Source organism: Flexivirga sp. YIM B11880, from assembly GCF_058148645.1.
In genome coordinates, this window is sequence record NZ_JBMAMH010000002.1 from 84,022 (window position 1) to 103,513 (window position 19,492).

The following is a 19,492-nucleotide window of genomic DNA, read 5'->3' on the forward strand; positions in this document are numbered from 1 at the left end:
CGTATGCCGGGCCGTTTCGCGTTCTTGCGGTCGTTAGGCTCGCCGCTATGACGACCCCGCTGCTGTTCGCCTGCCCGGCGGGTCTGGAAGACCTCGTGCGGGGCGACCTGCGGGACCGCGACGGCGTCCGCTCCGACCTCGTCGAACCCGGCACCATTCGGTGCACTGATCCGGTCGAACGAGAGCAGTTGCCCGCGATGGTCGAGCGCGTGAGCGTCCCGCTGGACGGGGAAGCGGCGGTCGTCGCAGCGGCCGAGCTGCTCGGCGTGCCCGCGCCGAGTTTCCGTGTGCAGGCAGCGGATCCGGCTGTCCGGGCGGACTGGATCGGCCGCTTCGAGAGCCTGGGCTGGACCAACGATCCCCGCGACTGGCTCCTCAACATCGACGTCGACGGGGGCGTCGTCGACCTCGGGCCGTGGCACTGGTCGATGCGGTTCGGCCAGTTACAGCGGTTGCCGGCGACGACGCCGGGACCGGTGGCGTCCGGCCTGGTGCGGCTGGCGAAATTGCGCGATGGGGACACGTTGCTCGACCCGTGTGCGGGTGTCGGCACCGTCCCGATCGTCGACGCGCTCGTCCGGGGCGGGCCGGCCATCAGCGTCGAGCAGGACCCCGTGGCGACTCGCCTTGGCGCCGAGAACGTCGCCAATCTGGGTCTGCGGCAACGTGTTTCGGTATATCAGGCAGATGCGGCAGCTCTGCCGTTCGAGGACGGCAGCGTCGACCGCGTGGTGAGCGATCTACCGTTCGGGAAGCGGATCGGCAGCAACGAGCTCAACAAGACGCTCTATCCGGCGATCCTGCGGGAGATCGAGCGCGTGCTCAGCGCCGACGGCCGGGCGGTGCTGCTCTCCGACGACAAGCGGATCTTCGCCGAATCCGTCGCGCATGCAAGGGGTTTGAAGATCGCGGGCGAGCGGGTCATCCGCTACAACGGCGTCACGCCCACGGCATACATCGTGCGGCGCAGCCGGCGTCCCAAGAAGACGAGGAGCCGCTGACCGACGATCACGAAGCTGTACGGGCCGCCGCAGCCTGGTCCGGCCACTGCACGGCGTAGCCGCTGCCGGTGCCGCGCCGCAGCCGCACATAGCGGAGCAATTCGCGAAGGATGCCCGCATTGCCCATGGCCCAGCCGGCCGCGGGTGGCAGCTCCGGGGGAGCGGCTCGGTGCTCGACGTTGGACCATCGGGCACCCTGGGCGTCGACGGTCGCCCGAGCCAGCAGATCCGCGACGAGCCGGTCGGTGAAGCTGAAGTCGTCGGCGCGTTCGACGATCCGGTCGCACGACGTCGCAAGCACCCCAGCGGTACCGCAGCAGCGTCCGTTGTTGTCCCAGAAGCCCGGTCGCCGTCGCTCCGGCAGGCCGGAGCCGACCACCGTGGTCCAGCACCGGTCCTGCAGGTCGCCCCAGCACGCGTCACCGGTCAGTTGAGCGAGCAGCCGGAAGAGCTGCGCGTCGCCCGCGGGTCCGTTGCACCAGCCGTAGCTGTAGCGCTCGATGATGTCCGGCCGGTGGGGCGGATCCGAGTGCGGCACGAGGAACTCCGCTGGTCCCGCCGTGTTGCGGGAGATCACGTCCTGAGTCGCCTGGATGGACAGATCCACCAGGTCGGACTGGCCAGCCGCGTCGCCGATCATGGCAAGCGCGAACGCGATGCCGAGCGTGCCGTGTGCCAGGTGATGCGATCGGGGCGGACTCGGCCGCACCGGCCAGTTGACGCCATGGTCTGTGCGGTCCGCGGTCGTGAGGTATGGCGTCACCGCCATCACCGCAAGCTCGAGATCTCCCGCATGCAGCGCGCCCAGCCCGATGCCCGCATTGCCCATCAGCAACTCGAACATCTCGTTCCAACGCACCCCGTCGAACGCCGCTCGCAGCCGCGTCAATGCGCGCCCGGCCGCGTCGTCCCGGCCGAGCTGGCGCAGGCACATCGCCATACCGGCCAGACCGAAGTAGAGCGATGCGTTGTCCGTCCGGTCGACCTGTGCAGACACCAGGTCGAGTCCGTGCTCGACGGCCGTGCCGAACCGATCGTCCCCGAAGTGCACCCGTGCCTCGTGCAGCCCGAGGACGATGCCCGAGATGCCGTGGTAGAGAGTCGGATCCGCAACATCCCAGGTCGCAGGGTCGGCCAGCCAGTCGGCCGCCGACCGGGCGAGTGACTCCACGTCGTCGACCGTCATACGAGGTCCAGGTCGAGCGCGGGAAGCACGGCACGCGTCCGGTGCAACCGATCGATCATCCGCACCCTCCGACCCTAGGCCCGGCGGACCCCGGACGTCCCGTGCCGAAGGTCACGACGACGAGTCGTGGACACCAGAAGCATACTTTGCTGGGAAGATCTAGAGTGCCGTCCCGTGAGCTCCCTGCACGAGACCTTCCGGCCGATGTTCGACGACGTGCTCGCCCGCAATCCGGGGGAGCCGGAGTTCCAGCAGGCCGTCCACGAAGTCATGGAGAGCCTGACGCCCTTGGCGGACAAGCACTCGCACTACACGCAGTGGTCGGTCCTGCAACGCATCTGCGAGCCGGAGCGGCAGATCATCTTTCGCGTGCCGTGGGTGGACGACACCGGTGAGGTGCGGGTCAACCGCGGTTTCCGGGTCGAGTTCAACTCCGCCCTCGGCCCCTACAAGGGCGGCCTGCGTTTCCACCCGAGCGTCAACCTGTCGATCGTGAAGTTCCTCGGGTTCGAGCAGATCTTCAAGAACGCCCTCACCGGTATGCCGATCGGCGGCGGCAAGGGCGGCTCCGACTTCGACCCGAAGGGCCGCAGCGACGCGGAGGTGATGCGGTTCTGCCAGTCGTTCATGACCGAGCTCTACCGGCACGTGGGCGAATACACCGACGTGCCCGCCGGTGACATCGGCGTCGGCGGTCGCGAGATCGGCTATCTCTTCGGGCAGTACAAGCGCATCACCAACCGCTACGAGTCCGGTGTGCTCACCGGTAAGGGGCTGAGCTGGGGCGGGTCACAGGTGCGGACCGAGGCGACCGGTTACGGCACGGTCTTCTTCGCCCAGGAGATGCTCGCCGCCCACGGCAGCTCCCTGGACGGTAGGACGACGGTCGTCTCCGGCAGCGGCAACGTCGCCATCTACGCGGTCGAAAAGGCGCAGCAGCTCGGCGCGCGGGTCGTCGCCGTCTCCGATTCGAGCGGCTACGTCGTCGACGAGCGAGGGATCGACCTCGACATACTGAAGGGCATCAAGGAAGTCCGTCGCGGGCGGGTGTCGGAGTACGTCGATCAGGTCGGCGACCGAGCCCGCTTCGTCGCCGACGGCTCGATCTGGGACGTGCCCTGTCAGGTGGCGCTGCCGTGCGCGACGCAGAACGAGCTGGACGAGCCGAACGCCAAGACGCTCGTGGCGGGCGGCGTTCGGCTGGTCGCCGAAGGTGCGAACATGCCGACGACGCCGGGCGCCGCGGACATCCTGCGGGACGCGGGGGTGCTCTTCGCACCGGGCAAGGCGGCGAACGCAGGCGGGGTCGCGACCAGCGCGCTGGAGATGCAGCAGAACGCCAGCCGCGACTCGTGGACGTTCGAGCGCACCGAGGAACGCCTGCAGGACATCATGCGGACCATCCACGCGACGTGCGTCGAGCAGGCGGACGCCGTGGGACACCCGGGGGACTACGTGATCGGCGCCAATCTGGCGGCATACATCAAGGTCGCGGACGCGATGGTGGCCCTCGGCGTCGTCTGATCCAGCGCGGCAGGGTGCTGACCGGCGTCACCGACTGATCGGGCCGCCCGCCTTCGCCGCCGCCGCCAGCGCTTCGGCGACGTCGCGGATGCCCTCCGCCAGCAGACCGCAGGTGACCCGGATGTGTGGTCCGGGTCGCTCGCCGTTCTCGATCTGGAACGGCGAACCCGGCGCAGCACCAATGCCTTTCGCAGCCAGGCTCTGCAGCGCGGACACCTCGTCGAGGACCGGCACCCAAACGTTGATCCCGTCGTCGCCACCCACCCGGACCCCGTGCGCAGCCAACGCGTCGACGAGCGACTCGCGCCGGCGTGCGTATGCCGCTCGCGCGTTCGCCACCTCCTGCTGGGTGCCGGTGTCGGTGAGCAACTGGAGCAGCAGGCGCTGCAGCAACCGGCTGCTCCAGCCCTGACCGAGCTGACGGCGTTGCTCCAGGGCTCGGATCAGCCGCTCGGGTCCGCCGACCGCAGCGAGGCGCAGGTCCGGGCCGTAGGCCTTGGAGAAGCTGCGCACGTGGAGGACACGATCCGGCAGATGGCTGCTCAGACTGACCAGGTCGGTGCTCGCGATCGCGTCGAGAGAGTCGTCCTCGACCACGATGGCCGCGCTTCCGGCCAGCACTCGGGCGAGTTCGCGCGCGCGGCTCGCGGTGAGCGACACACCGGTGGGGTTCTGGCCGCGCGGTTGCAGCAGGACGATCTCGGCGCCCTCCGACAGTGCGCCGGAAAGGCTGTCCGGGCGCGGGCCGTGCTCATCGAGCGCGAGCGGCAGCGGCCGCATCCCCGAGCTCTCGAGCAGATCGAGAAACGGTGGAAAGGCCGGATTCTCGATGGCGACCCGGCTGCCGAATCCGCCGAGCACGGCGAGGAGCGACGCGACCGCATCGGTGGCGCCGTCGACGATGGTCAACCGTTCGGCGGCGTTCGGCCACGTCGTGCGGATGGTCTCGGCGAGCGCCGGAACGACCGGGTCGTCGAGATAACTGTGCGGGGTAGAGGTGTCTCCCAGGGCGCGGAGCGCGCTGCTCCACGAGGGCAGCAGGGCCGGATCCGGCACGCCGGTCGACAGATCCAGCCGGAACTGCACGGCGTTGCCGATGGCCCGCCGGTAGCGGCCGTCGGCGGCCGCGGCCCCGGTGCCGGCGATGAACGAGCCGTGCCGGCCCTCGGTGCGGATGGTCCCGGCGCGGCGCAGGGTGGCCCACGCCGAGCTCACCGTCGTAGGTGACAGCTGCAACGTCTCGGCGACCACGCGGATCGGTGGCAACCGCGTTCCCGCTTCGAGCGATCCAGTCGCCACCGCACGCGCCACGGCATCGGCTAGACCGCGGGATGTCGGCTCGGTCAGATGCGCCTGGAGAAGCTTCATCACGTATGTGACAGTACATAATCGCTATTGTGTCGGCAACTAGTGGCACGTAGTGTTGCCGTCATGGAACACGTGCAGCACTGGATCAATGGCCGCCTCACTGCAGGTGGATCGACCTCGACCTCTCCGGTCTTCAACCCGGCCACCGGTGAGCAGACCGCCGAACTGACGCTCGCGACGACGGAGGACGTGGACACCGCCGTCGTGTCTGCCCGAGCCGCGGCGGACTCCTGGCGGCTGACCTCGCTCGCTGCCCGCACCAAGGTTCTCTTCGCCTTCCGCGAGCTGCTTGCCGCACACAGCGACGAGCTGGCCGCGCTGGTCACCGCGGAGCACGGCAAGGTGCTGGCCGATGCCGCCGGCGAGGTCGCCCGCGGCCTGGAGAACGTCGAATATGCCTGTGGCATCGCCAATCTCATGAAGGGCGAGTTCTCCGAGCAGGCGTCGACCGGCATCGACGTCTACTCGATCCGGCAGCCGGTCGGTGTCATCGCCGGCATCACACCGTTCAACTTTCCGCTCATGGTGCCGCTGTGGATGTGCGCCAACGCGATCGCCTGCGGCAATGCGTTCATCCTCAAGCCGAGCGAGAAGGACCCGTCCGCATCGCTGCTGCTGGCCAAGCTGTGGCAGCAGGCGGGTCTGCCGGACGGCGTCTTCACCGTTCTCCAGGGTGACAAGGTCGCGGTCGACGGACTGCTCCAGCACCCTGACGTCGACGCCGTCAGCTTCGTCGGATCCACCCCGATCGCGCAGTACATCTACGAGACCGGCACCAAGGCCGGCAAGCGGGTGCAGGCGCTCGGCGGGGCGAAGAACCACATGATGGTGCTGCCCGATGCCGACCTGGATGTCGCTGCGGACGCTGCGGTCTCGGCGGCATACGGTGCTGCGGGGGAGCGCTGTATGGCGATCTCGGTCATCGTCGCCGTCGGCTCGGTCGCCGACCCGCTGATCGATGCGATCAAGGACCGGCTGCCGTCGCTGCGGATCGGCCCGGGCGACCAGGAGGGCTCGGAGATGGGGCCGCTGATCTCCGCTGCTCACCGCGACAAGGTGGTCGACTACATCGACCGCGGCGAGCAGGAGGGCGCGAAGGTCGTCGTCGACGGCCGGACCGGCCGCAGCGAGGACGGCTTCTTCCTCGGTTGCACGCTGTTGGATGAGGTGAGCCCCGAGAACGTGGCCTACACCGACGAGATCTTCGGTCCGGTGCTCGCCGTCGTCCGGGTCGACACGTTCGACGAAGGACTCGAGCTGATCAACAGCCACAAATTCGCCAATGGCACAGCCATTTTCACTCGTGACGGTGGCGCGGTGCGCCGCTTCCAGTTTGACGTGCAGGTGGGCATGGTCGGCGTCAACGTTCCGATCCCGGTGCCCGTCGGCTACTACTCGTTCGGCGGCTGGAAGGCCTCGCTCTTCGGTGACACACACATGTACGGACCCGAGGGCATCAACTTCTGCACCCGTCGCAAGGTGGTCACCAGCCGCTGGCCCGACCCGGGCACCTCGAAGATCGACCTGGGCTTCCCGACCAACGGAGACCACTGACATGAGCGCCGACCGGGGTGAGCTGGACGCCGCTGCTGCCGAGCAGGTGCTGGCAGACGACCGTGATCACGTCTTCCACTCCTGGAGTGCGCAGGCGCACCTCAACACCCTGCCGGTGGCGGGCGCATCCGGTTCGTACTTCTGGGATTACGACGGCAATCGCTATCTCGACTTCTCCTCGCAACTGGTCAACCTCAATATCGGCCATGGTCACCCGAAGGTCGTCGCAGCGATCCAGGAGCAGGCTGCTCGGCTTGCGACGATTGCGCCGGCACTGGGCAACGACGTGCGGGGCGAAGCCGCCCGGCTGATCGCCGAACGGGCGCCCGGCGACCTGGACCGGGTGTTCTTCACCAACGGCGGCGCGGACGCGAACGAGCACGCCATCCGGATGGCGCGGCTGCAGACCGGGCGTCCCACGGTCTTGGCGGCATACCGGAGCTATCACGGCGCGACCAACGGCGTCATCGCGCTCACTGGTGATCCCCGCCGGTGGCCCAACACGCCGACCGGGCAGTCGGTCGTGCACTTCTTCGGGCCCTATCCCTACCGGTCCCCGTTTCACAGCGAGTCGCCGGAGCAGGAGACCGAACGCGCACTGCAGCATCTGCGCGACGTCGTGCAGTTGCAGGGGCCGTCGACCATCGCTGCGATCGTGCTGGAGACGGTGGTCGGCACCAACGGGATCCTGGTCCCGCCGCCCGGTTATCTGGCCGGCGTGCGCGAATTGTGCGACGAATACGGCATTTTGCTCATCGCCGACGAGGTGATGTCGGGGTTCGGCCGGTGCGGTGAATGGTTCGCGATCCAGCACTGGGACGTCGTGCCTGACCTGATCACCTTCGCCAAGGGCGTCAACTCCGGCTATGTCCCCCTGGGTGGGGTGCTGCTCGGGCCGGCCACCTGCCAACGCTTCGCCGACGAGCCCTATCCGGGCGGCCTCACCTACTCGGGTCACCCGCTCGGTTGCGCCGCCGCGGTGGCGTCGATCAAGGCGTTCGAGGACGAGGGCATCCTGGACAACGTGCGCAAGCTCGGGGAGACGGTGGTCGAGCCGCGGCTGCAGGAGCTGAAGGCCAAGCACCCGAGCGTGGGCGATGTGCGCGGGCTCGGCATGTTCTGGGCGGTCGAGCTCGTCAAGGACAAGGAGACGCGTGAGCCGCTCGTGCCGTTCAATGCCTCGGGGGAGGCTGCGGCTCCGATGACGGCGTTCGCGGCCGCGTGCAAGAAGAACGGGCTCTGGCCGTTCATCCACATGAACCGCACGCATGTGGTGCCGCCGTGCACGGTCGGCGAGGAGGAGCTGCGCGCCGGCCTCGACGTCATCGACGCTGCGCTCGACGTGGCCGACCAGCACACGACCGGCTGATCCGCAGTTTTCCCATGTCAGACGGGAGCTATTCCGCCCGCCTGGCATGGGGAAACCTCCGCGCAATGACGAGCCTGCTCAGTTCGCGGCGGACGTTGCTGCGAGCTGCCGCGGTCCAGGTGGCGCGCGCGTATGCCGTGCGGTAGACCTCCGGCCGGTCGACCAGTGCGGTGAGGATCGCGCTGCGTGCCGTCGCGTATGCCGCCTCCGGCACATGCGCGTACTCCGCACGCACCTGGACGCAGTATTCGTCGAACCGGTCCGGCGGCGCCGCCAGGATCGCCAGGTCCGCGTCGGTGAAGGCGTCCGCGAGCGGGCCGGACAGACCGGTGCCATGGTCGATCGTGAGCACGATCAGCTCTTCGACCACGCGGACGTCGCTTTCGTCAACGGCCAAGGACATCAAGAGCTTTCGCGCGACGCCCGCACTCGCGCGTTCGTTGTCGCCGGGTGCCGCGTGGACGTCGTAGACCGCGTCGTGCAGCCAGGCGGCCACCCGCGCGACGCACGACATCCGTGCGTCGAGGCCGGCCGCCGCACCGAGGGTGTCGATGGCGGAGAGCATCTCGGTCAGGTGCTGCCGGGTGTGATAGCGACGGTGGGGCTCCGCCCAGCGCGCCACCAGGCCGCTGCCGGCGAGCCGCACGGCTGCCTTGTCGGCGGCCGGCGCCAGCGCGGCCACGTCGGCCACCCAGGCGTGGGCGAGGGGATGGGACATGGCTCAATCGTCGCGGCGACCGAAGCGGTCGGCCAGCCGCGGGTCGGTGAGCCACCACGGCTGGTCGGTCGGTTGCTGCTCGGCCGGAGGCTGCGCGTCATCAGCGGCGTCTGTGGCGGCGTCCGGGCTGGGCAGGGCCCGCTCCGCTTCGGCGCGGTCCAGTTCGGCGTCCGTGGCACGTGCCTCGTCGGCGTCGTGACGCATCCACTCGATGAAGACGGCGGCGATCATCGGCACACCGATGGACTCCGCGACCGCGAGCAGCGCGCCGCCGGCATACTTCTGGTCCATCGTGTGGCTCAACCCGCCGCGCAACGCGTCCGCCGCGTGTGAGAAGCCCGGGAAGTGCTGGAAGAGAAGCGAGTTCGCGGTCATCACCAGGATGCCGGGCACCGCATCGGCGACACCGTCGAGAAACGCGAGGAAGGTCCGTACCGGGGGAGTGGCCCAGTCCGGCAGCAGGTCGTCGCCGAGCGTCGGCAGCACGTAGAGCAGGCCGACGATCAGCAACTGCAGGATGAGCAACGTGCCGATCAGCGACGAGCGGACCGCGTGATCGCCATACGGAGTGAAGAAGATCGCGAGGATCCCGGCGAGGTCGAGCAGGAAGCTCACCGCGGGAAAGGTGAGCACCCGCGCGGCGCGTGACTGCAAGACGCGATGCACCGCCGTGTCCGTCGTCCCTCGCGCAGCGGCGAGCAGCCGCAGCGGATCCCCGACCGAGAGCCCGACGGGAGTGACGGTGCCGATCACGCCGACCTGGGCGGCGAACATCCACATGAACGTCTGGCGGTAGACGCCGACGACCCCGCAGGTGACGTAGATCAGCGTGCCCACGCCGAGCACGAGGTATGACGCCACGCGCCACCAGGGCCAGCGCACTCCGCGCCGCCGGGCGGACACCAAGAGCCAGAGGTATGGCGCGACCAGCAGCACCGCGAGCACCACGCCGACCGCGTCGAACCGCCAGGCGGTCCACCAACTGGAGGTGCTGAGTGGTCCGGGTGCGAGATCGGTCACCGACCGATTATCGCCGACCAACCGCAATATCGGCTGGGGGCGTGGCGTCCGGCGTCGGCCCGCTGCCCGTCCCGGTCCCGGCGAGATCGTCGTGGACGTACTTGCTGCCACGCAACAGACTCGCGATCGCGGCCACGATCATCATCGCGGCGGCGGCGACGAACACGACGACGAGGCCATCGTGGAACGACCCCGACAACAGGTGCGGGAAGAATTCCTTGCCGGTCAGCGTCGAGGCGTTCGACGCCGGCAACTTGCCCAGCACGCCGGTGGGCCCGAGCAGGCTCTGGATCGGGTTGTAGCCGAGGAACGCTGCGAACAGCGAGCCGACGGGCGGCAGCCCGGCGATCTGATCGGCGACCGCGGCGGGGACGTGCTGGGCGACCAGACCCGAGCGCATGGCGGTCGGCAGGTTCTGGGAGAGGCCGGCGATCATCAGCGAGAAGAAGATGCCGATCGACAGCGAGGTGCCGGCGTTGAAGAACGTGGCGCGCATCCCGGAGGCAGCGCCGCGCTCGTTCGCGGGGACGGAGTTCATGATCGCGGTCGTGTTCGGTGCGGAGAACATGCCGGAGCCGACGCCGTTGACGAAGAGCAACAGGGCGAACAGCCAGTAGTGGAAGTTGACCGGGATCAGCATCAGCCCGATGAAGGTCGCCGCGTTGATCAGCAGCCCGCCGCTGGCGAAGGCCCGGGCGCCGAACCGGTCGGACCAGAAGCCGCACAGCGGCCCGGCGATGAGGAACCCGCAGGTGAGCGGCAGCAGGAAGATGCCGGCCCACAGCGGCGTCGACTCGTAGCTGTAGCCGTGCAACGGCAACCAGATGCCCTGCAGCCAGATGATCAGCATGAACTGCATCCCGCCGCGACCAATCGACGCGAGCAACCCGGCGAAGTTGCCCGCGCTGAACGCCTTGATCTTGAACAGGCTCATCGAGAACATCGGGTTGTCGACCCTGGTCTCGACGATGCAGAAGACCACCAGCAGCGCGGTGCCGCCGATCAGGCCGGCGAGCACCCACGGGCTGGTCCAGCCCATCGTGTGGCCGCCGTAGGGCTGGATGCCGTAGGTGATCGCGACGAGGATCGCGGTGACGCCGATCGCGAAGGTGAGATTGCCGGGTAGGTCGAGCCGGCCGCCGCGCTTGGCGCCGAGCTCGTGCAGCGACTTGTAGGCCCAGATGGTGCCGATGAGGCCGATCGGCACGCTGACCCAGAACACCGCGCGCCAATCCCATTCGGAGAGAACGCCGCCGATGATCAGGCCGAGGAAGGACCCCGCGATCGCCGCGACCTGGTTGATGCCGAGCGCCATACCGCGCTGGGTGGCGGGGAACGCGTCGGTGAGAATCGCGGTCGAGTTGGCCATCAGCATGGCCCCGCCGATGCCCTGGACGACGCGCCAGATGATGATCCACATGGCTCCGGTGCCGCCGGACGCCGGGTCGAGCGACAGCAGGATGGAGCCGACGGTGAAGACCACGAACCCGAGGTTGTACATCTTGACCCGGCCGAACATGTCGCCGAGCCGGCCGAGGGTGACGACCAGGACGGCGGAGACGACGAGGTAGCCCATCAGCGTCCAGAGGAGGTAGCTGATGTTGCCGGCTGCCAACGGGTTCAGGTTGATCCCGCGGAAGATCGCGGGCAGCGAGATGATCACGATCGAGGAGTTGATCGTCGCCATCAGGACCCCGAGGGTCGTGTTGGACAGCGCGACCCACTTGTAGTGCGGGTGGTCCGCCTCGACGCGGCGGCGCGGTCCACGCACGCGTTGGTTGCCCAGATCGGGGGTGGGTGCTTCGGTCATCGTCGGTGCGGGCCTTCGGGTTGTGTGTCGTTCGGGGAGCGGTCAGGCGTCATACAAATCGTTAACCTAGGTAATGAATAATATAGCACCGGAATGGAAGGAGTCCCGGTCCGTGAGCGGCCCGCGGCGCCACCTTCTGCCACGCGTCTACCCTGGCCGCGTGACCTCAACTCTTGCCGTGGCCGTGATCGGAGCCTCCGGGCGCATGGGCAGCACGACGTGTGCCGCCGTGGAGGACGCGCCGGACCTCACCCTGGTCGGCCGGTATGACGCAGGCGACGACCTCGGCGATCTCGGAAACGCAGAAGTCGCAGTCGACTTCACTGTCCCGGACGCGTCGCCCACGAATGTGCGGCACTGCATCGAGCAGGGCGTCCACGCGGTCGTCGGGACCACCGGCTGGACCGCCGACCGGCTCGATGCGCTCCGGGACCTGCTCGCCGAGCACCCGTCCGTCGGGGTGCTCATCGCCCCCAATTTCGCCGTCGGCGCGCTGCTGATGATGTCGTTCGCGCAGCAGGCGGCCCGGTTCTACGAGTCGGTCGAGATCGTCGAGACCCACCACGCCGGCAAGGTGGACGCTCCGTCCGGCACGGCCGCGCGCACCGCCGAACTCATCGCGCGGGCCCGCAGAGCGGCGGGCGTCGGGCCGGTGCCGGATGCCACCACGTCCGACCCGAAGGGCGCTCGTGGCGCCGACATCGACGGCATCCGGGTGCACGCCCAGCGGCTGCGCGGCCGAGTGGCCCACCAGGAGGTGGCGTTCGGTGGCGAGGGCGAGGCGCTGACGATCCGGCACGACTCCTTCGACCGGCTCAGTTTCATGCCCGGTGTGCTCGCCGGCGTGCGGGCGGTGCCGTCGCACCCGGGACTCACCGTCGGGCTGGAGCACTTCCTGGGGCTGGTATGACGGCGACGTCGCGCACGCTCACCGTCATCCGCAACGACGAGGAGAGCGGGCCGGGCCGACTCCTCGACTGGGCCGAGGCGGCCGGGGTCGCCGTTGACCTGGTCAAGGCCGACGCAGGGGACGAAATCCCCGCTGCTGCCGAGCAACTCGATGCGGTGATCATGCTGGGCGGCGGGTTTCTGCCGGATGCGGACGAGCAGCACCCCTGGCTGCTGGCCGAGCGAGCCCTCGTGCGGGACTGCCTGGACAAGCAGGTGCCGGTGCTCGGGATCTGCCTGGGCGCGCAGTTGCTGGCGCACGTCGGCGGCGGCCGGGTCGAAGGTGACCACGGTCTGCCCGAGAAGGGCGTCACCGAGCTGACACCACAGCCTGCCGCGGCGGACGACCCTCTGTTCCGGCACTTTTCGGCGCCGGTGATCGGCATCGAGAGCCACCGCGACCAGATCACCCGGCTCCCGGACGGTGCGCAGCTGCTGATGTCCAGCGAGCGGTGCCGCAACCAGGCGTTCCGGCTCGGCCACCATGCGTGGGCCACGCAGTGGCATCCGGAGTGCGGCGCCGAACGGGTGGCGGGCTGGAGCGACACCAGCATCCGTGATCGCGGGTTCGACCCGGCGGAGGTCAAACGCGTGGCGCGGGCGCACGCCGACGAGTTGGAACGCACCTGGCGATCGTTCGTCGACCGCTTCCTGCGGGTGGTCGCGAGGAGAGCGGCGGTCGGCGCGGTCACCGCACGACGATGACGCGGAGCGTGCGCGGACCGTGGACGCCCTCGACGCGGGACAGTTCGATGTCGCTGGTGGCGCTCGGTCCGCTGATCCAGGTCAGCGGACGTCCGGCGCGCACCGCGTCGTTCAGGACGGGCACCGCGTCGGGCACGTCATACACCAGCTGAGCGGAGCGCACGACGCACACGTGCACATCCGGCACGAGCGACAGTGCGCGGCGTCCCTGGCCGGGTCCGTGGTCGAGCACGATGGTGCCCGGCACCGCGATGCCCACCGTGGCCCCCGTGACGACGGCGTCGATGCGGTCGAGCGCGGTGGCGGTGAATCCGTCGTCCGGCAGGGGAGTGGCGGTCACCTCGGTCAGCCACCCGCCGGGCAGGCCCTCGGGTATGACGACGTCCGCGCACCCCTCGAGCGCCGTCGCCACGGCGCTCGCGACGGTGTCGGCCGGAACCACGGTGACCTCGGCGCGGTAGTCGGCGACCCGCTCGACGAACAGCCGGACGAGTGACTCCGTGTCCGGAACCGTGGTGCGCGATGGAGGTTCGGGGAGTGGACCTGCTGTTGTGGCAGCGCCATTCGCGCGGCGGATGCGCTCCAGGATCTGCTCTCGCGCGGCCGTCATGACCCTGCCTCAGCAGCATCGTCAGGGTGCGTGCGCGCCCACCACTGCCGGAAAGTCTCCGGGGGTGGGCTCGGCGCGTCGCGAAAGGTGGTCCAGGCCCGCAGCGGCTTCGGCACGGGCCAGGGGAGGGCGCCGATCGGACGGCCACGCAGCACCCGCGCGGCCGCGGTGACGCCCTGCTGCGCGAGTGTCAGCCGGCCCGATTTGCCGAGCACCCACTGGGTGGCGCGCATGCCGGCGGCCTCCGGTTTCGGCATGCCGTGGCGGTGCTCGTCGACGACGCGGGTCCGCAACGCGACGAGCATCCGCGGGATGTCGATGCGGACCGGGCAGGCGTCGAAGCAGGCACCGCACAGGCTGGACGCGAAGGGCAGCGATTGGTCGAGTTCAGTTGCGGTTCCACGCAACGCGGGCGTGAGCACCGCACCGATCGGACCGGGATAGACCGAGCCGTAGGCGTGGCCGCCCACCTGCTCGTAGACCGGGCACACGTTGAGGCAGGCGGAGCAGCGGATGCAGCGCAAGGCAGTGCGCGTGTCGCGCTGCTCCAGCACGGCGGTGCGACCGTTGTCGAGGAGGACGACGTGCACGTCCTGTGGTCCGTCGTCCTCGCTGACACCGGTCCAGGTCGAGGTGTAGGGATTCATCCGCTCGGCGGTGCTCGACCTGGGCAGCAGTTGCAGAAAGACGTCGAGGTCCGACCAGGTCGGCAGCACCTTCTCGATGCCGACCACCGAGATCAGGGTCTCCGGCAGCGACAGACACATCCGCCCGTTGCCCTCCGACTCGAGCACGACGAGCGTGCCGGTGTCCGCGATCGCGAAGTTGGCACCGGAGATCGCGACCTTCGCACGGAGGAACTTCTCCCGCAGGTGCAGCCGCGCGGCCTCGGCCAGCGCGGCCGGGTCATCGGTGAGGTCCGCGGGCGCAGGACGACCCGCCTGCGCCATACGCTGGACGAAGATGTCGCGAATCTCCTTCCGGCCCTTGTGAATAGCCGGGACCAGGATGTGCGACGGCCAGTCGTCGCCGAGTTGCACGATGAGCTCGGCGAGGTCGGTCTCCCACGCATGGACGCCGGCCGCCTCGAGTGCTTCGTTGAGGCCGATCTCCTGCGTCGCCATGGACTTGACCTTGACGAGTTCCCTCTCGCCGGTGGCCCGCACCAGCTCGATCACGATGCGGCACGCCTCATCGGCATCGCGCGCCCAGTGGACCGTGGCGCCGGCAGCGGTGAGCTGCTCCTCCAACTGCAGCAGGTAGTCATCGAGGTGGGCGAGCGTGTGATCCTTGATCGCGGCCGCGCGCAGCCGCAGGTCCTCCCACTCCGGCACCTCGGCCACGGCGGCCGCACGCTTGGCCCGGATCGTGTGGGTCGCGTGCTCCAGATTGCGGCGCTGCTGCGCCTTGCCGAGCTCGCGGTGCGCGGCTTCGGGGAAGGCGGGCATCCCGAGGAAGAGGTCCGTCGTGACGCCGACAGGATTCCTCACGCCTCTGCCTCCTTCGTCGACGCGAGCACCTCGGCGAGGTGGATCGGTGTGGCGACGCGGGCCGTCCCATCTCCGGTGCGGCGCCGCCGGCCGAGCAGCCCGCCGATCTGCGCGAGGCATGAATTATCGCCAGCGACAACGTATTCCGCACCGGTCGACTGCACGTTGTCGATCTTCTGGGTCCCCATGGCGGCCGACACCTCGGCGTTCTTGATCGCAAAGGTGCCGCCGAAACCGCAGCACTCCTCGGCACCGGGCAGCTCGACGAGCTCGATGCCCGCAACGGCGCGGAGCAGACGCAGCGGCCGGTCACCGACCCGCAGCATGCGCAGCGAGTGGCAGGTCGGGTGATAGGTGACCCGGTGCGGGAAGTAGGCCCCCACCTCGGTCACCTCCAACACGTCCACCAGGTACTCACTCAGCTCGTGGACCCGGGGCGCGAGCTGCTCGACCGCCCGCAGCAGGCCAGGATCTCCGGCTCGACGGGCCAGCGCTTCGTACTGTTCGCGCACGGAACCGACACACGAGCCCGACGGGGCGACGACCGCGTCATACAGCGCGAAAGTCGCGACGAAGTTGCGCACCAGCGGGATCGCCTCGTCGGCGTAGCCGGTGTTGGTGAACACCTGCCCGCAGCAGGTCTGCTGCTGCGGGAAGCGGACCTCGACCCCGAGTCGTTCCAGCAGTTGCACGGTCGCCCGCGGCGTCTGCGGCCACATGGTGTCGTTGAAGCACGTCGCGAACAATGCAACAACGCTGGTCATTGCACGAGTTTGGCACGCAGCTGCTCGATCTGCGGCTCCGTCCAGCCCACCGATCGCAGCCAGCCCTCGACCGATCCGTGCTCGGCGTCGATCGCCTCCAGCACCTGGGTGATCGTCTCCGGGCGCGAGTGATGAGCGGTCATCGGGACGTCCTTGAGATTGTCGGAGTAGCCGGGCAGGTGCTCCAGCCGGCGGACGATCTGCTCCGTGCGCTCGGTGCTCAGGACATAGTCGGCGACGATCTCGTCGCGGGGGACGCCGGCGACCGTCAGCGCCATGGCGACGATGGTGCCGGTCCGGTCCTTGCCCGCGGCGCAGTGAACGACGGTGGCGCCGGCACTCGTCGCGATCACCTCGAGTGCCGCCGCGACGGAGTCGGGGCGGCGAGCGAGATAGCCGAGGTAGTGGCTGGCCCGCGTGTGCTCGACGTGCTTGGGCTCGTCGGCCTGGTGCCAGGGGAGGACGAGCACGTCGCGCGCGTCAAGGTTTTCGTCGTCGGGGAAGAGCGAGTGGTGGTGGTGCGTGACTGTCTCGACCTGTCGCAGCGGACCGGGACCGGTGATGCGCAGCTCGACGTCGCTGCGTAGGTCGACGATGTCGGTGACGCCGTGCTCCCTCACCAGGGCCTGTATGTCGGCAGCGGTGAGGTCCTGGAGGTTGTCCGACCGCAGCAGCCGGTGCGGCTGCACAGCGCGCCCGTCGGACGTCGGCAGACCGCCCAGATCGCGCATGTTGACCACGCCGTCGAGCTCGATCCAGGTGGGTTGCGTGGAAGATTCGTCGCTCACCCGACCACCGTAGATCGTCAGCCGATGCCCGCCGCGCGCAGCAGGGCAGCGGTGGCGGCCGCCGCGACGACGACCACCAGGAAGGGCGCCCGGAGCAGCAGGCAGATGATGGCCACGGCGAGCCCGGCAGCACGCGCGTCGAACGCGAATGACCCGCTGCCCGAGGTGAAGGTTTGCACGGCGATCAATGCCGCCAGCAACGCCACCGGCAGGTAATGCATGATCCGGTCGGTGAGCGGGTGGTCGAGCACCGTCTGCGGCACGACATACCCGGCGAACTTGGTGAGGAACGACAAGGCGCTCGCGATCAGCACGGTGACCCAGAGACTCACGCTAGATCTCCTCGGCGCTCGTGATGGAGCGGTCGGGCAGGAGGCCCGCGACGACCGCGGCCAGCGCGGCGACGAGCACCGGTATGCCGGAGGCGGTGTGCGGCGAGACGAGCAGCGCGATCAGGCCCGCCGCGACGGCGACCAGCTGAGCGCGCAGGGTGCCCAGTCGCGACCAGACGAGTGCGCAGAACGCCGCGGGGGCGGCGGCGTCCAGTCCGAAGCGGGCCGGATCTCCCATGGCATTGCCGAGAATGGCGCCGACGGCCGACATCAAACCCCACAGCAGGTAGACGGCCAGGCCGGTCCACCAGAAGCCGACGCGCGACAGTGGCCGGTTCGGCTGGGTGATGGCGACCGCGGTGGACTCGTCGATCGTGAGCTGTGCCGCGAGCACCCGCCGCCACCCGGTCTCCTGGATCAGCTTGCTGACCTGCAGGCCGTAGAAACCGTTGCGCAGTCCGAGCAGCGTCGAGGTGCCGACGGCGCTGGCACCCGATCCGCCTGCGCCGATCACCCCGACGAGTGCGAACTGCGAGCCACCGCTGAAGAGCAGGAGGGACAGCAGCACGGCCTGCCAGAAGTTCAGGCCGGCGGCGACGGCCAGGGCACCGTAGCTGATGCCGTAAGCGCCCGTGGCGATGCCGACCCAGACACCTTTGCGGGCAACGGCTTTCGCGCTGAGGTCGATCTCCGACTCGGGCGGTGTCGCTGTCACGAGACGTCGGGTGCGGCTGGCTCCGACAGGGAGGCGACGAGTCGCACCTCGCGAGCGGTCCGGCCGTCGGCGGCGATCACCCTGTCCCGCCAGGCGCCGTCCGGGTGCAATCCCGCTGAACCGAGAAAGCCGCGAAGCTGCTCGTCGTCGCTCAGCACCCAGGTCGTGACGCTCTCGAACGCACCGGCCTGCAAGGTGTCGACCGCCGCGTTGAGCAGGCGCGAACCGTTGCCGCGGCCGCGGCTGCCGGGGTCGATGCCGAGGGCGTAGATCTCGCCGGCCGATCCGTGGTCGGCTGCAGGATGGTCGTCCGTGGCCGGACCGATCGCCGCGAAGCCGATGACCGTGTCGCCCTCGGTGGCGACCAGCAGTCGGTGTCGCGGTGTCGGCGGTGACTGGAGCGACTCGCGCCAGGCCGGTTCGAACGCCTCGGGAGTGAAGGCGTCACGGACCTCGGTGTCGACGAGGCGGCCGTAGGCGGCCCGCCATACGTCGGCTTGCACGTGTGCGACCGCGGGCACGTCGGCTGCTCGCGCGGTCCGGACACCGGTATCGCTCATGGCGCCAGTTTTTCACCCCGGGTGAATGCACGGCCGCGCGCGGTGGTGCCCGTGCAGAACCCGCGATCGGTCTGGGTAGCTTGTCTGAGTGTGAGCCTGCTGAAACCCTCCGGCGTCCGGCATCGCCGTCCGCAGTTCCACCTGCTGCGGGTGGCGGGCGTGGACCGGCTGACCGATCGTGCGGTGGCGGTCAGTTTCGACATCCCGGAGGAACTGCGTGTGACCTTCCGCTTCGAGCCGGGGCAACACCTCACCCTGCGGGCGGAGATCGACGGTGTGGATGTGCGCCGGTCCTACTCCATCTGTATGTCGCGCGCGCAGGCCGAGGAGAGCGGGAGGCTGCGGATCGCCTCGAACGAGGTCGACGGCGGCGCGATGTCGCGGTGGCTCAATCGCGTGGTGACAGTGGGGGACCGGATCGAGGTGCTGGCTCCGCTCGGTGAGTTCGTCTGTCCCACTTTGCCCGACGCCACCCGAGGGATCGTTGCCGTCGCGGCGGGTTCGGGCATCACGCCGGTCCTCTCGGTGGTGCGGTCGGTGTTGGAGGACGAGCCGCGCTCGCGCGTCACGCTGATCTTCGGCAACCGGACGCCCGAGAGCACCATGTTCGCCGCGGAGCTCAACGCGCTCGCCGAGACGTATGGCGACAGGTTCGACCTGGTCGAGGTCTTCTCGCGGGCGCCGGTGACCGACCCGTTGCTCGGCGGCCGGATCGACGGGGAACGGCTGACCCGCATCCTCGCGCGGCTCGGTGTGCCGGTCGCCAGCATCGACGAGTGGTTCCTCTGCGGCCCGATGGGCATGGTGCGCACCGTCCGCGAGGAGCTGGCGGCGCTGGGCGTCGACCCAGCGCACGTGCGTCACGAGGAGTTCTTCCAGACCTGATTCGCCGACTCGCACACGTACCGCCGAGTGGCACACCTGCAGCTGTGCCGTTCGGCGGCGACTGTGCCAGTCGGTGGTGTCAGAACACCATCACGGAATCGATGTCGTCGTCCAGGAGCGAGCCGGGGGCCGGAAATACGTCGGG

At 69.2% G+C, this 19,492-nt stretch carries 19 protein-coding genes; 7 read left to right on the plus strand and 12 right to left on the minus strand.

The features are described from left to right. The first annotated feature begins 47 nt into the window (after window positions 1-47). On the plus strand, window positions 48-1,001 hold the full coding sequence (locus ACN8HC_RS04955; RefSeq protein ID WP_490073768.1) for a methyltransferase domain-containing protein: 954 nt from the start codon (window positions 48-50) through the stop codon (window positions 999-1,001). 7 nt (window positions 1,002-1,008) lie between these two features. Here the strand turns inward: ACN8HC_RS04955 and ACN8HC_RS04960 are convergent, their stop codons facing one another. Beyond that, complete coding sequence (locus ACN8HC_RS04960; RefSeq protein ID WP_490073769.1) at window positions 1,009-2,187, minus strand: lanthionine synthetase LanC family protein; 1,179 nt, start codon at window positions 2,185-2,187, stop codon at window positions 1,009-1,011. Window positions 2,188-2,361: 174 nt separating this feature from the next. Between ACN8HC_RS04960 and gdhA the strand changes: the two genes are divergently transcribed. Continuing rightward, window positions 2,362-3,711, plus strand: a complete 1,350-nt coding sequence (gene gdhA, locus ACN8HC_RS04965; protein WP_490073770.1) for an NADP-specific glutamate dehydrogenase — start codon at window positions 2,362-2,364, stop codon at window positions 3,709-3,711. A 27-nt stretch (window positions 3,712-3,738) separates the two neighbouring features. Here gdhA and ACN8HC_RS04970 read toward each other — a convergent pair whose 3' ends face one another. After that, window positions 3,739-5,079 (minus strand): aminotransferase-like domain-containing protein, encoded by a 1,341-nt coding sequence (locus ACN8HC_RS04970; protein ID WP_490073989.1) that lies wholly within the window; start codon window positions 5,077-5,079, stop codon window positions 3,739-3,741. 63 nt (window positions 5,080-5,142) lie between these two features. On the opposite strand from ACN8HC_RS04970, the gene ACN8HC_RS04975 reads away from it, so the two are divergent. Next, complete coding sequence (locus ACN8HC_RS04975) at window positions 5,143-6,633, plus strand: CoA-acylating methylmalonate-semialdehyde dehydrogenase (protein WP_490073771.1); 1,491 nt, start codon at window positions 5,143-5,145, stop codon at window positions 6,631-6,633. A gap of 1 nt (window position 6,634) precedes the next feature. Then, window positions 6,635-8,002 carry an aspartate aminotransferase family protein gene (locus ACN8HC_RS04980; RefSeq protein WP_490073772.1) on the plus strand — a complete coding sequence of 456 codons (1,368 nt, stop codon included), beginning with the start codon at window positions 6,635-6,637 and terminating at the stop codon, window positions 8,000-8,002. A gap of 28 nt (window positions 8,003-8,030) precedes the next feature. Here the strand turns inward: ACN8HC_RS04980 and ACN8HC_RS04985 are convergent, their stop codons facing one another. Genes ACN8HC_RS04985 through ACN8HC_RS04995 form a run of 3 tightly spaced genes read right to left on the minus strand, consistent with a single transcriptional unit; the run spans window position 8,031 to window position 11,550 of the window. After that, entirely contained in the window at window positions 8,031-8,720 is a 690-nt protein-coding gene (locus ACN8HC_RS04985; protein ID WP_490073773.1) for an HD domain-containing protein, read from the minus strand. A 3-nt stretch (window positions 8,721-8,723) separates the two neighbouring features. Then, complete coding sequence (locus ACN8HC_RS04990) at window positions 8,724-9,740, minus strand: cytochrome c oxidase assembly protein (RefSeq protein ID WP_490073774.1); 1,017 nt, start codon at window positions 9,738-9,740, stop codon at window positions 8,724-8,726. Window positions 9,741-9,747: 7 nt separating this feature from the next. Beyond that, window positions 9,748-11,550, minus strand: a complete 1,803-nt coding sequence (locus ACN8HC_RS04995; protein WP_490073775.1) for an MFS transporter — start codon at window positions 11,548-11,550, stop codon at window positions 9,748-9,750. Between the two features lie 160 nt (window positions 11,551-11,710). Here ACN8HC_RS04995 and dapB point away from each other — a divergent pair, with 160 nt between their 5' ends. After that, the gene (gene dapB / locus ACN8HC_RS05000) at window positions 11,711-12,460 is read left to right on the plus strand and encodes a 4-hydroxy-tetrahydrodipicolinate reductase (RefSeq protein ID WP_490073776.1); all 750 of its coding nucleotides are present in this window, start codon (window positions 11,711-11,713) and stop codon (window positions 12,458-12,460) included. Further along, window positions 12,457-13,203, plus strand: coding sequence for a type 1 glutamine amidotransferase (locus ACN8HC_RS05005; protein ID WP_490073777.1), 747 nt, complete (start codon window positions 12,457-12,459; stop codon window positions 13,201-13,203). Before dapB ends, ACN8HC_RS05005 begins: the two co-directional genes overlap by 4 nt. On the opposite strand, the gene ACN8HC_RS05010 is transcribed toward ACN8HC_RS05005, so the two are convergent. From ACN8HC_RS05010 to ACN8HC_RS05040, 7 genes are read right to left on the minus strand one after another with little or no spacing between them, the layout of a single operon-like run. Further along, window positions 13,187-13,813: a LutC/YkgG family protein gene (locus tag ACN8HC_RS05010; RefSeq protein ID WP_490073778.1), complete on the minus strand. Its 627-nt coding sequence runs from the start codon at window positions 13,811-13,813 to the stop codon at window positions 13,187-13,189. The two genes, ACN8HC_RS05005 and ACN8HC_RS05010, sit on opposite strands and share 17 nt — an antisense overlap. Further along, window positions 13,810-15,261 (minus strand): lactate utilization protein B, encoded by a 1,452-nt coding sequence (locus tag ACN8HC_RS05015; protein WP_490073990.1) that lies wholly within the window; start codon window positions 15,259-15,261, stop codon window positions 13,810-13,812. The genes ACN8HC_RS05010 and ACN8HC_RS05015 overlap by 4 nt, the downstream gene beginning before the upstream one ends. Before the next feature lie 38 nt (window positions 15,262-15,299). Beyond that, entirely contained in the window at window positions 15,300-16,067 is a 768-nt protein-coding gene (locus ACN8HC_RS05020) for a (Fe-S)-binding protein (protein WP_490073779.1), read from the minus strand. Further along, window positions 16,064-16,855 (minus strand): tyrosine-protein phosphatase, encoded by a 792-nt coding sequence (locus tag ACN8HC_RS05025; protein WP_490073780.1) that lies wholly within the window; start codon window positions 16,853-16,855, stop codon window positions 16,064-16,066. The genes ACN8HC_RS05020 and ACN8HC_RS05025 overlap by 4 nt, the downstream gene beginning before the upstream one ends. A 17-nt stretch (window positions 16,856-16,872) precedes the next feature. Continuing rightward, a complete protein-coding gene (locus tag ACN8HC_RS05030; RefSeq protein WP_490073781.1) occupies window positions 16,873-17,187 on the minus strand; it encodes an AzlD domain-containing protein in 315 nt (104 codons plus the stop codon). A 1-nt stretch (window position 17,188) separates the two neighbouring features. Next, window positions 17,189-17,902: an AzlC family ABC transporter permease gene (locus ACN8HC_RS05035; protein ID WP_490073782.1), complete on the minus strand. Its 714-nt coding sequence runs from the start codon at window positions 17,900-17,902 to the stop codon at window positions 17,189-17,191. After that, the gene (locus ACN8HC_RS05040; protein ID WP_490073783.1) at window positions 17,899-18,462 is read right to left on the minus strand and encodes a GNAT family N-acetyltransferase; all 564 of its coding nucleotides are present in this window, start codon (window positions 18,460-18,462) and stop codon (window positions 17,899-17,901) included. The genes ACN8HC_RS05035 and ACN8HC_RS05040 overlap by 4 nt, the downstream gene beginning before the upstream one ends. Before the next feature lie 90 nt (window positions 18,463-18,552). Between ACN8HC_RS05040 and ACN8HC_RS05045 the strand changes: the two genes are divergently transcribed. Beyond that, window positions 18,553-19,347 carry an FAD-binding oxidoreductase gene (locus ACN8HC_RS05045; protein WP_490073784.1) on the plus strand — a complete coding sequence of 265 codons (795 nt, stop codon included), beginning with the start codon at window positions 18,553-18,555 and terminating at the stop codon, window positions 19,345-19,347. Window positions 19,348-19,492: the final 145 nt, after the last annotated feature.